This window comes from Pseudidiomarina atlantica, assembly GCF_000753735.1.
GTDB lineage: Bacteria > Pseudomonadota > Gammaproteobacteria > Enterobacterales > Alteromonadaceae > Pseudidiomarina > Pseudidiomarina atlantica.
In genome coordinates, this window is the sequence record NZ_JPIN01000004.1 from 100,344 (window position 1) to 111,444 (window position 11,101).

Annotated in this window: 11 protein-coding genes; 7 read left to right on the forward strand and 4 right to left on the reverse strand. The window is 49.5% G+C overall.

The annotated features are described in order from the left end of the window. Positions 1–65 precede the first annotated feature (65 nt). Both IDAT_RS04515 and cutA read right to left on the reverse strand, forming a co-directional pair. Positions 66–1,862, reverse strand: coding sequence for a protein-disulfide reductase DsbD (locus tag IDAT_RS04515; protein ID WP_034731101.1), 1,797 nt, complete (start codon positions 1,860–1,862; stop codon positions 66–68). Further along, positions 1,862–2,182 (reverse strand): divalent-cation tolerance protein CutA, encoded by a 321-nt coding sequence (gene cutA / locus IDAT_RS04520; RefSeq protein ID WP_034731103.1) that lies wholly within the window; start codon positions 2,180–2,182, stop codon positions 1,862–1,864. The genes IDAT_RS04515 and cutA overlap by 1 nt, the downstream gene beginning before the upstream one ends. Before the next feature lie 147 nt (positions 2,183–2,329). On the opposite strand from cutA, the gene IDAT_RS04525 reads away from it, so the two are divergent. From IDAT_RS04525 to IDAT_RS04535, 3 genes are all read left to right on the forward strand, one after another. After that, positions 2,330–2,623: a co-chaperone GroES gene (locus IDAT_RS04525; protein ID WP_034731107.1), complete on the forward strand. Its 294-nt coding sequence runs from the start codon at positions 2,330–2,332 to the stop codon at positions 2,621–2,623. Between the two features lie 35 nt (positions 2,624–2,658). After that, positions 2,659–4,293, forward strand: coding sequence for a chaperonin GroEL (gene groL, locus IDAT_RS04530; protein ID WP_034731111.1), 1,635 nt, complete (start codon positions 2,659–2,661; stop codon positions 4,291–4,293). Between the two features lie 117 nt (positions 4,294–4,410). Continuing rightward, the gene (locus IDAT_RS04535; protein ID WP_034731114.1) at positions 4,411–4,923 is read left to right on the forward strand and encodes a DUF3016 domain-containing protein; all 513 of its coding nucleotides are present in this window, start codon (positions 4,411–4,413) and stop codon (positions 4,921–4,923) included. Here the strand turns inward: IDAT_RS04535 and epmB are convergent. Next, a complete protein-coding gene (gene epmB / locus IDAT_RS04540) occupies positions 4,910–5,923 on the reverse strand; it encodes an EF-P beta-lysylation protein EpmB (RefSeq protein WP_034731117.1) in 1,014 nt (337 codons plus the stop codon). The genes IDAT_RS04535 and epmB overlap by 14 nt on opposite strands. A 110-nt stretch (positions 5,924–6,033) precedes the next feature. Between epmB and efp the strand changes: the two genes are divergently transcribed. The 3 genes from efp to IDAT_RS04555 all read left to right on the forward strand — a co-directional run bounded on the left by efp (position 6,034) and on the right by IDAT_RS04555 (position 8,081). Then, positions 6,034–6,603, forward strand: coding sequence for an elongation factor P (gene efp, locus IDAT_RS04545; protein WP_034731119.1), 570 nt, complete (start codon positions 6,034–6,036; stop codon positions 6,601–6,603). Positions 6,604–6,632: 29 nt separating this feature from the next. Then, positions 6,633–7,601, forward strand: a complete 969-nt coding sequence (gene epmA, locus IDAT_RS04550) for an elongation factor P--(R)-beta-lysine ligase (protein WP_034731124.1) — start codon at positions 6,633–6,635, stop codon at positions 7,599–7,601. A 90-nt stretch (positions 7,602–7,691) separates the two neighbouring features. Next, complete coding sequence (locus IDAT_RS04555; RefSeq protein ID WP_034731127.1) at positions 7,692–8,081, forward strand: MerC domain-containing protein; 390 nt, start codon at positions 7,692–7,694, stop codon at positions 8,079–8,081. Here the strand turns inward: IDAT_RS04555 and trmA are convergent. Then, complete coding sequence (gene trmA, locus IDAT_RS04560) at positions 8,059–9,162, reverse strand: tRNA (uridine(54)-C5)-methyltransferase TrmA (RefSeq protein ID WP_034731130.1); 1,104 nt, start codon at positions 9,160–9,162, stop codon at positions 8,059–8,061. The two genes, IDAT_RS04555 and trmA, sit on opposite strands and share 23 nt — an antisense overlap. 222 nt (positions 9,163–9,384) lie before the next feature. On the opposite strand from trmA, the gene IDAT_RS04565 reads away from it, so the two are divergent. Next, on the forward strand, positions 9,385–10,998 hold the full coding sequence (locus IDAT_RS04565) for a S8 family serine peptidase (RefSeq protein WP_051986582.1): 1,614 nt from the start codon (positions 9,385–9,387) through the stop codon (positions 10,996–10,998). Positions 10,999–11,101: the final 103 nt, after the last annotated feature.

The following is an 11,101-nucleotide window of genomic DNA, read 5'->3' on the forward strand; positions in this document are numbered from 1 at the left end:
AGTCGATAGCCATTATAGATAAAAAAGCTCAAAACGCAGCAAAATACTGGTCTTATCACCGAAGATCACGGCAGACTTTGCGTTACCTCAAGTTGTTCTAGGTGTTCTACAAAGTCTTCAGCGGACAAGAAGCCAGCGATGCGGGCTTGCGGCAACAGTTCGCCATCTTGGAAAAACAAAATCGTTGGCAAGCCCAGCACTTGGTATTCTTCTAGCAACGCACGATTGCTCGCATTATTGGCAGTGACGTCGGCCTGCAACACTACAGCATCACTGAGCGCTTGCTGCACCGCAGGATCGCTAAAGGTGTAGCGTTCGAATTCTTTACAGGCGACACACCAATCGGCATAAAGGTCGAGCATCACTAATTGCTGTGGCGCAGCCGTTGCGACCTGTTGTTCGATTTCAGCGACGCTGGTGACTTGGCTAAAGGGCAGTTTTTCATGCGCGCCCTGTGGCCACCACAGCACCAATAACCACGCCGCAAGTGCTAACCAAACACCACTGAGTAATACCGCAGGAGTGCCTTCGATATCGCGTAACGTTGAGATGATCAAATACAGCCCACTAAGCGAGAGAAAGACTACCCATAACCAGTCCGCAACTGCGAGCGGCAGCAAGCGCTCGATAAAGAGCACTGCAACGGCAAGTAACACTACACCAAAGACGCGCTTTACGACATTCATCCAGGCACCTGCTTTCGGTAACAGTTTGCCGCCGGTCACGCCAAATAAAATCAGCGGGATACCCATGCCCAGACTTAGCGCATACAACACACTTGCTCCTACTGCGATATCGCCCGTTTGGGCAATAAACAGCAGAGCACCAGATAACGGGGCAGTGGTGCAGGGCGATGCAATGAGGCCCGACAAGGCGCCCATAGCAAATACGCTGCGATGCGCGCCGCCGCGTTGTTGCCGTTGAATGTCATTCAAGTAGTTTTGCCATTTACTCGGTAATTGCAGGGTGTAGAGTCCAAGCATACTCAGCGCTAACAAGACGAAAAGCACGGCGAGCACGATCAAAATAATGGGATGTTGCAGCATGGCCTGAAAGCGCAATCCGGCAAGCGCTACAATAATTCCTAATGCGGAGTAGGTCAGCGCCATGCCCTGCACATAGACAAAGGAGAGCGAAAAAGCCCGTCTGGTTGGCATTTGCTCGCCTTTTGAGCCCATAATAATGGCTGACAAGATCGGGTACATCGGCAGAACGCACGGGGTAAATGCCAAGCCAATACCGGCAATAAGGAAAACCCCTAAGACCCACAACAAGGGTTGTTCATTTAATTGTGCAAACAATCCTGAGGTGGTTTGTTGGCTATTTTGCGTTACCTGCTCAAAATCGATTGCAGCTTGTGGTGCGCTGTTGGCGACGGCAGCACCACTGGCGCTCTTAACTGCATTAATTGGAATCGTTTTGCTGGTAGGTGGGTAGCACAAACCCGCATCAGCGCATCCTTGATAACTCAGGGTCAGTTCCTGCGCAGCGCTGTTGGCGAGCTGTAAGGTGATACTGACACTGTCGCGATAGATAATCGATTCGCCAAAAAATTCATCGTAATGCGACTCACCGGCAGGCAAGATCACTTGTTCGGTCAATGCGACATTATCTGAAAAGCTAAAGCGATGTTGATACAGGTAGTATCCATCGGCAATATCGAATTGAATAGTGAGTTGCTGTTCTTGTTGGCGAAAATCAAGCTGAAAGGCTTGGTCGACGGGTAAGAACTGGTTCTGCGCAAACGGGTCAGCGCTGCCGCTGGCAAAATCTTGAGCGACACTTGTAGGGGCAACGCTGCCAGCTAGCAAGCCAAAAGAGAGCACTAAGCAGGACAACAAACCTGCGAAACAACGTGACATTAACCGGTTACCTCTCGAATCCAGTTTAAATACGCTTCACTACCTGCCTGAATTGGTAGGGCGATAAGCTCTGCAACTTCATAAGGATGCGCTTCTTGCACCAGGGCAAACAGTGTTTCCAACTGGGCCGTGGTGGTTTTAATTGCTAGCATCACTTCTTCGTCACTATGAATGTGATCATCCCACCAGTACATCGACGTAGTAGGGCTGCTAATGTTAACACAAGCAGCGAGGCGAGCGCGCAAGAGCTTTTCAGCAATCGCTTTGGCGGTGCCTTTATCTGGACAGCTACACAACACCATTTGAAAGTCAGTGCTCATTTGCCGACATCCTTAAAAAATTTTTTGCGAAAAGCCTTGAGTTCGAGAATTTGCCCCCCATAACTGTGGCACAACTTTTTTAACAGCCCTTGTGCTTAAGTACAAGGGTAAGTTATCAACCCACAATAGGTGTAGGAGTTATCAAAGATGAAACTTCGTCCTTTACATGATCGTGTGATCATTAAACGTTCGGAAGCAGAAACTAAATCAGCCGGAGGTATCGTGTTGACCGGTTCTGCTGCAGAGAAGTCAACTCGCGGTGAAATCGTTGCTGTCGGTAACGGCCGTATCTTAGACAACGGTGACGTGAAGCCTTTAGACGTAAAAGTCGGCGACACTGTGTTGTTCAACGATGGTTACGGTGTGAAAACCCAAAAAATCGACGGTGAAGAATACTTAATCATGAGCGAGTCAGACATTCTGGCAGTCGTTGAAGGTTAAGCGGACTAAAACAGTTTCAAAAGAGGATAACGAACATGGCAGCTAAAGAAGTAAAATTTGGCAACACTGCACGCCAACGCATGCTCAAGGGCGTTAACGTTCTTGCTGACGCAGTCAAAGTAACGCTTGGCCCGAAAGGCCGCAACGTAGTCTTAGAAAAATCATTTGGCGCACCTGTGATCACCAAAGATGGTGTTTCGGTAGCAAAAGAAATCGAACTTGAAGACAAGTTCGAGAATATGGGCGCACAGATGGTGAAAGAAGTTGCGTCAAAAGCAAATGACGAAGCGGGTGACGGTACCACTACCGCTACCGTATTGGCGCAGTCAATTGTCAACGAAGGTTTGAAAGCCGTTGCAGCGGGCATGAACCCGATGGACCTGAAACGCGGTATCGACAAAGCAGTTATTGCTGCGGTTGAAGAGCTGAAAAAGTTATCGCAACCATGCGACAACAATAAAGCAATTGCTCAAGTAGGTACTATTTCAGCCAACTCGGATAGCACCATCGGTGAAATCATTGCCAAAGCGATGGAAAAAGTGGGTAACGAAGGTGTTATTACCGTCGAAGAAGGCCAAGCACTTCATGACGAGCTTGACGTTGTTGAAGGTATGCAGTTTGATCGTGGCTATTTATCACCTTACTTTATCAACAACCAAGAAAACGGCACCGTCGAACTCGACAGCCCTTACATCTTGTTAGTTGACAAGAAAATCTCAAACATTCGCGAATTACTGCCAGTACTTGAAGGCGTTGCCAAATCAGGTAAGCCATTGTTGATTATCGCTGAAGACGTTGAAGGCGAAGCCCTTGCGACTTTGGTTGTCAACAACATGCGTGGCATCGTGAAAGTTGCCGCAGTGAAAGCCCCAGGTTTTGGCGACCGTCGTAAAGCAATGTTGCAAGACATCGCAGTATTGACCGGTGGTACCGTAATTTCTGAAGAAATCGGTATGGAGCTAGAGAAAGCACAGCTTGAAGACCTCGGTACTGCGAAGCGCGTGGTGATCAATAAAGATAACACCACCGTGGTTGACGGTAGCGGCGACCAAGCAGCTATCGAAGGCCGTGTAGCGCAGATTCGTCAGCAAATCGAAGAAACTTCATCTGACTACGACAAAGAGAAGCTCCAAGAGCGCTTGGCGAAACTCGCTGGCGGTGTTGCAGTAATCAAAGTCGGTGCTGCTACCGAAGTTGAGATGAAAGAGAAGAAAGCACGCGTTGAAGATGCATTGCACGCAACTCGCGCAGCGGTCGAAGAAGGCGTAGTCCCTGGTGGTGGCGTGGCCTTAGTGCGCGCTGCAAGCAAACTTGCTGACCTGCGTGGCGACAACGAAGAGCAGAACGTGGGTATCAAACTTGCGCTGCGCGCCATGGAAGCACCACTGCGTCAAATCGCTACCAATGCTGGCGCTGAAGGCTCAGTCGTTGCTAACAACGTGAAAAACGGCGAAGGTAACTACGGTTACAACGCCGGTAACGACACTTACGGCGACATGCTTGAAATGGGCATCTTGGATCCAACCAAAGTGACCCGTTCAGCACTTCAGTTCGCAGCATCTGTTGCCGCGCTGATGATCACCACTGAAGCAATGGTCGCAGAGTTGCCAAAAGATGAACCAGCTGCTCCAGACATGGGCGGTATGGGTGGCATGGGCGGCATGATGTAAGCCAGCCTTGCTAAAGTAAGCGAAAAAGCGGTTCTCTTCGGAGAGCCGCTTTTTTTTATGTCACATTTAAGCAGTTTGCGGCATCTTATAAGCACATGACTGAACAGGAGGTGTTCAATGAAAAAGCTACATAAATTAGGTTTAGCTGTCGCTGCGGCGTTAATGACTCAAGCTGCGGTAGCAGCTGAAGTAAAAGTCGAGTGGAAGAATGTCGATGATTATCGCGATATTGAGGCGGTAAGCGATATTCAAGAGCGCTTCCAAAATCGTGTTATGGAGAATCTCACTAAGCATTGGCAGGAATTAGGGCAAAAGTTGCCAGCAGATCATGAATTAGCCATCACCATGACCGATTTAGATCTGACTGGACGCATCGAGCCGACCTACGGTGTTGGCGGTAGCAGTTATATCCGCGTGTTAGATAGCTTATCGTATCCGACCATGACCTTTGCCTTCACTTACACTGACGGCACCGGTAAGGTGCTTGCCGAAAGTGAAGAGGTGAAGTTGAAAGACTTGGCCGACGGTACCTCTACGTTACGCAATATCCACGGCACAAGCGGTGATAATTTGTACCGTGAGAAACGCTTGATGAGCGAATGGGTGCGCGAGCAATTTAACACCGACTAAGTTCGAGAGGGGTTTTGCTGGGTTCGCCGGCTATCTCGCGCACGAGTCGCGGAACCAAAAAGCCAGGTAACGCAGTGCGTAATCCTTCGGCAATAGTGAGTGCAACGGCGTCAGTCACAGCAAAGTGGCTGGCGCCTTTTACTGCATCGAGTTGATGCAAGTAATACGGTAATACTTTTGCGGCAAACAGCTTTTCACTGAGATCACTTAGCACCTCGACGTCATCATTCACACCCCGCAGCAACACGCTTTGGTTGAGCAAGGTGATACCGTGTCGCGCCCATAATTCGAGCCCCTGCGCCAGTTCAGTCGCAACTTCATTTGGGTGATTGGCGTGTAACACCAAAATACTTTGCAAACGACTTTGCTCGAGGCGTTTGGCCAGCTGCTGGGTGAGACGACTCGGTAGCACCACGGGTAAACGCGAATGGATACGGACTCTGCGTAGTTGCGGTACGCTTTCAAGCTCCGACAATAGGCGCTCAAGTTGTGTGTCGGTGGCAAGTAGCGGATCACCACCACTTAAAATAACCTCATTAATCGCTGTGTCTTGGCGAACAAGATCGAGCAGCTGGCGCCGTTGCTCGCTGCCAAAATGATGCTCAGCATAGGGAAAGTGTCGGCGAAAGCAGTAGCGACAATTAATCGCGCAACCACCGCGTAAGATCACCAATACGCGTGATTTATACTTGTGCAGAATACCTGGATGCTCATTATTTTGTTCTTGCAACGGGTCGACGACGAAGCCATCGCGCTCGAGATATTCGTCGGCACTCGGCATGACCTGCCGAAGCAAGGGATCGTCGCAGTCGCCGCGCGTCATGAGGTTGACAAAATGACGGGTGACCATCATCGGAAACAGCTCGCGTGCACCCGCATGCTGTTGGACCCAGGTCTCAGGGAGGTCGAGCAACTGACCAAGTTGCAACGGATCGCGAATCGCCTGTGCAAGTTCTTGTTGCCATGCGGCACGCACTGAAAAAGCTACTGCATCTGGCACGAATAACCCTTAAAATATGATTCAAAGTGTAATTATTTTACCTGAAAACTTCCACGTTATGGTTTATTATTGCGCGCGAAATCGCTAACCCTGTGGATGATGAGGAACTTATGGCGAACTACAGTACCAATGAATTTAAAGCTGGTTTGAAAATCATGCAAGATGGCGAGCCTTGCGCCATTGTTGAAAACGAAATGGTTAAACCAGGCAAAGGCCAAGCATTTAACCGGGTCAAAATCCGTAAATTAATTAGCGGCAAAGTGGTTGAGAAAACGTTTAAGTCGGGTGACAGCGTCGAAGGTGCTGACGTTATCGATATCGACATGGCGTACTTGTACAACGACGGCGAATTCTGGCACTTCATGAATAATGATAGTTTCGAGCAACTGGCGGCAGACGCCAAAGCTGTTGGTGAAACGACTAAATGGTTGGTTGAGCAAGACGTGTGTACGTTGACGCTGTGGAATGGTAATCCGATCGCAGTTACGCCACCGAACTTTGTCGAGCTTGAAATCACTGAAACCGATCCTGGCTTAAAAGGTGATACTGCCGGCACTGGCGGCAAACCAGCGACCCTGAGTACTGGCGCAGTTGTACGAGTGCCATTGTTCGTGCAAATCGGTGAAGTTATTAAAGTCGACACGCGCAGCGGCGAATACGTTTCGCGTGTGCAAAAATAATCGCTGCTAATCAAGCGATTTGACCAGCGATGCAGCGCGATTCTACTTGGCAACCCTCAGCCACCATCGAGGTCTTGCGAGAGCGCGCTGCATTATTTGCTAAACTCCGGCATTTTTTTGCTGAACGCGGAGTAATGGAGGTTGATACTCCCGTACTCGCACATTTTGGTGTCACTGACCCACACCTCAGCAATCTCACTTCAAGCCTGCGACATGATGTCGTCCCGCTGCACTTACAAACCTCCCCAGAATATGCCATGAAGCGGTTATTGGCGGCAGGATCAGGCTGTATTTATCAGTTGGGAAAAGTGTTCCGAGACGATGAACAGGGTCCACGCCACAATCCTGAATTTACGATGCTGGAATGGTATCGAGTGGGCTTTACCATGCAGCAGTTGATCGATGAAGTGGTGGAGTTACTCCGTCTTAGTGTTGCTGCTCCCTTGCCACGACAAATCACTTATCAGCAACTCTTGTATGAGACATTAGCGATTGATCCCCTTGCTGATACGGTGGAGCGTCTGCAGCAAAGTTTGTCTGCGTATCCAAGTATTCGTGAGTTAGCGCAACAGGAAACGGACCGTGATACCTTACTTGATTTAGCGATGGCATGTATCGTCGAGCCGGCAATGGATCCGCAACAGCCGTTGATTGTTACTCATTACCCAGCCTCACAGGCTGCGCTAGCGCAGTTGGACCAGAGCGATAGCCGCGTTGCGCTGCGATTTGAGGTCTTCTACGGTGGTTACGAATTAGCGAACGGTTATCAGGAACTTACTGATGCTGCCCAGCAAGCACAGCGCTTTGCTCAAGATCAGCGACGGCGCGCGCAACTAGGAAAACCAGCAGCGCATGCGGACCCACGATTATTAGCTGCGTTAACCCATGGACTCCCTCAATGTTCCGGGGTTGCACTAGGCTTTGATCGCTTATTAATGGCGAAGTTAGGGGTAGCCTCGATCGAACAAGTGCTGCCTTTTGCGATTGATCGAGCTTAAGGGGTTACTAAAATAAATTTTATTCAGACTTGTCGAGCGCTACGTGATGTTATAATATAACAATCAAACGCGTAGTTAGGAGCTTTAGCAATGACGCAGAAATCACTCGATAGGACAGGTATGTGGGTCACCACCTTGTGTGCACTGCACTGCTTGTTGCTGCCCGTGATTCTACCGATGCTGTCGTTGATCGGACTGTCGTTTATTGGCGAAGAATTGCTCGAGCGCGTTATCTTATCTACTAGTCTAGTGGTGGGGCTGATTGCTCTGGTTATGGGCATGCGCCAACATTTCCGTTTCTACCCGCTACTGATGCTGTTTGCGGGCGGCTTTATTTACTGGCACAAAGATAGCTTAGGAGAAGTGGGCGAACCCTTCGTTATTCTGCTCGGTGCCAGCCTTATTGTCGCAGCGCATTGGGTCAACTTAAAGCTGACCCGTCAAGTCACTGCCTTACCTACTGCGAACGCTTTTCAATAATTACACCAGCTTCCATGTGATGGGTGTAAGGAAATTGGTCGAACAGCGCGCAACGCGTGACCTTATGCGTTGTGGCTAACTTCTTTAGGTTTTCTGCCAAAGTTTCTGGATTACACGAAATGTAAATGATACGCGAGTAGTTGCGCACCAGTTCAATGGTCGCGTCATCTAGACCTGCTCGCGGAGGATCAACCAACACTGTTTGGCAATCGAAGCTGGCGATGTCTGCCTCTGCTGCACGACGCGACTGCTTCTCACCTTCCATTACAGCACTAAAGTCTTCGGCTGACATCCGCACCACGGTGACGTTGTTAATCCCGTTTAGTTCACAATTGTAGCGAGCTGAAGCAACTGAGACTTTACTGATTTCAGTGGCGAGCACACGGCGAAAATTTCGCGCTAAAGGCAAGCTGAAGTTGCCATTACCGCAATAGAGTTCAAGTAAGTCGTGATCCGTAGCCTCAGTTGCTGCTAGTGCCCATTCAACCATATGAATGTTTACCGCTGCATTTGGCTGGGTGAAGCTATTCTCGATTTGCTGAAATTGATAGCGAGTTCCAGCAATCTCAAGTTGCTCTATAACCCAGTCTTGCGCAAGACACAGTTTTTGTTTTTTTGCACGGCCAATCAAATGTACTTCAGCAAATTTTTGCAGATGCAGTTTTAGCTGCTGTGCAGCAGCCTGCCAATCGTCGTCGAGTTGGCGATGGTAGATGAGCGATACCAGTGCTTGCCCAGATGTCGTTGTTAAAAACTCTACCTGAAATAGTTTCCGCCGTAGCACATCGCGCTCACGTACATAATCTATGATTGCAGGCATCAGTTGATTCATCAGTGCGCTGCCGGCAGGAAACTCATCGATGCGGAGTTTTTCACGAGTCTCTGGATCGAACATGATGTAATACAAGTCGTTACCTTCGTGCCAGACGCGAAACTCAGCACGCATGCGATAGTGTTTAACAGGCGAACGAAAAACCTCCAGCTCAGTGCTGGTGAACGGATTTAGCAACTGAGCAAGCTGCTGTTGTTTCGCAGCTAACTGTTGTTCGTAGAGTTCCGGTGTGACTGCTAAATGGGTCATATCAATCCTGCATAATTCGGCGCATCGAAAGTGACCGCGAATTGTACTGGCTAACCAGTAAAAGTCTAGTTCAGTCTAATATCAGCGTCTTTACAAAACCCTTGCATTTGTACATTGATTAATCATATGAGATGTTTCAATATGTTTCCGTCGGCACGATAGGAAGTACAATAATCAAGTCGAACAACAAGATAATTTAACAACAATAATAAGGTGAACAACATGTCTAAGCACTTCGCAAAACGTTCAAGTTTTGCTGTAGCGGCTTTAGCACTCGCGGTAAGCAGTGCTGTCGCACAGGCGGGAAACGAGAAAGAACGCGTCATCATTCAATTTAAACCTGGTAGCCAAGCGCAAGTCGAGAAAGTCGTACAACGTGCTGGCGGTAATAAGCACTTGGAGCTACGCAACTTGGATGCGATGGCGGTATCGGTTCCTGCTGCAGCCCTGAATGGTCTTCGCAATAACCCCAATATTGTATTAGTAGAAGAAGACTCACCACGTTACTTATTGAGTTCACAATATGAACCAGGTAAGCCGTACGGTATTACGCAAGTGCAAGCGGATCTTGTCAGCGATGCTGGCGCCGGTGCCGTTAAGGTTTGTATCATCGATTCAGGTTATGACCTTGGTCACCCAGATTTGCCAACCAATGGTGTGACGGGACGCTTCAACAGTGGCTCTGGAAATTGGTATACCGATGAAAATGGTCACGGTACCCACGTTGCTGGCACCATTGCTGCACTTGCTAATGGCGATGGCGTGGTGGGTGTGCTACCCAACGGCAATGTTGACCTCCATATCGTAAAAGTGTTTGGTGCCAGCGGCTGGGCGTATTCGTCTTCTCTAATTGCTGCTGCAGATGAGTGTGCCAGCGAAGGCGCTAAAGTGATTAACATGAGTTTGGGCGGTAGTCGTGCCAACCGTACTGAAGAGCGCGGCTTTGCGCAGTTGAACAGTGCGGGTGTCTTAAGTATTGCTGCGGCGGGTAACGACGGTAACACGCGTGACTCCTACCCCGCTTCGTATGATTCGGTCGTTTCGGTTGCGGCAGTAGACAGTACCGAAACGATTGCTGCGTTCTCGCAGCAAACCTCGCAAGTTGAACTGGCGGGGCCTGGTGTTGCAGTGCTGTCCTCTGTGCCTCGCGGCATGGGCGAGAAAGTTGCGGTCACCGTCGGTAGCGCTGGTTATGATGCCAACGGTATGGATGGTTCCGCGCGGACAGAAGCAACCGGTAACCTTGTCGATTGTGGTATCGGCGACCAAGCTTGTGCCGGCGCTAGCGGCGCAGTCTGCTTGATTGAACGTGGCGTTATTTCGTTCACTGAAAAAGTGCAGGCCTGTGAAGCTGGTGGTGGCGTGGCTGCTATCGTGTACAACAATGAGGCGGGTCCGTTGCTGGGTACCTTAGGTACTTATAGTGCATCTATTCCTGCCGTAGGTGTTTCTGACATTGATGGTGCAGCCTTAGCAGCACAAGTAGGTTCAGCTGCAACGGTTAGCGTTATCGACAGTGACTGGGCATTCTTTGACGGTACTTCGATGGCAACTCCTCACGTAGCAGGTGTTGCTGCCTTGGTTTGGTCACATCACACAAGTTGCACAAATGATGAGATTCGTGCTGCTTTACATGCGTCAGCGAAAGATCTAGGCGCAACTGGTCGTGACAATGCTTATGGCCACGGTTTGGTCCAAGCTAAAGCGGCGGTGGATTACCTGACAGCAAATGGTTGTGGTGGTTCAACCGGCGGTGGCGGTGACACTGGCGGCGATACCGGTGGTGACACCGGCGGTGGCGGTAAGGGCGGCGGTAAGGGCGGTCCTAAGAAGTAAACGCTGATAAGCCGTACATTTGAACAAAAAGCTCGCAGTTTGCGAGCTTTTTTTATGCGTGTTGCACAACAAAGCAGCAGTCAGTAAAAAAACAGCTAAAAAT

What these genes read in the sequence shown, in the direction of transcription:
- IDAT_RS04525 (WP_034731107.1), top strand. Translation starts at nt 2,330, where the DNA reads ATGAAACTTCGTCCTTTACATGATCGTGTGATCATTAAACGTTCGGAA.
- efp (WP_034731119.1), top strand. Translation starts at nt 6,034, where the DNA reads ATGGCGAACTACAGTACCAATGAATTTAAAGCTGGTTTGAAAATCATG.
- IDAT_RS04515 (WP_034731101.1), bottom strand. Translation starts at nt 1,862, where the DNA reads ATGTCACGTTGTTTCGCAGGTTTGTTGTCCTGCTTAGTGCTCTCTTTT.
- groL (WP_034731111.1), top strand. Translation starts at nt 2,659, where the DNA reads ATGGCAGCTAAAGAAGTAAAATTTGGCAACACTGCACGCCAACGCATG.
- epmA (WP_034731124.1), top strand. Translation starts at nt 6,633, where the DNA reads ATGCAGCGCGATTCTACTTGGCAACCCTCAGCCACCATCGAGGTCTTG.
- IDAT_RS04565 (WP_051986582.1), top strand. Translation starts at nt 9,385, where the DNA reads ATGTCTAAGCACTTCGCAAAACGTTCAAGTTTTGCTGTAGCGGCTTTA.
- trmA (WP_034731130.1), bottom strand. Translation starts at nt 9,162, where the DNA reads ATGACCCATTTAGCAGTCACACCGGAACTCTACGAACAACAGTTAGCT.
- IDAT_RS04535 (WP_034731114.1), top strand. Translation starts at nt 4,411, where the DNA reads ATGAAAAAGCTACATAAATTAGGTTTAGCTGTCGCTGCGGCGTTAATG.
- cutA (WP_034731103.1), bottom strand. Translation starts at nt 2,182, where the DNA reads ATGAGCACTGACTTTCAAATGGTGTTGTGTAGCTGTCCAGATAAAGGC.
- IDAT_RS04555 (WP_034731127.1), top strand. Translation starts at nt 7,692, where the DNA reads ATGACGCAGAAATCACTCGATAGGACAGGTATGTGGGTCACCACCTTG.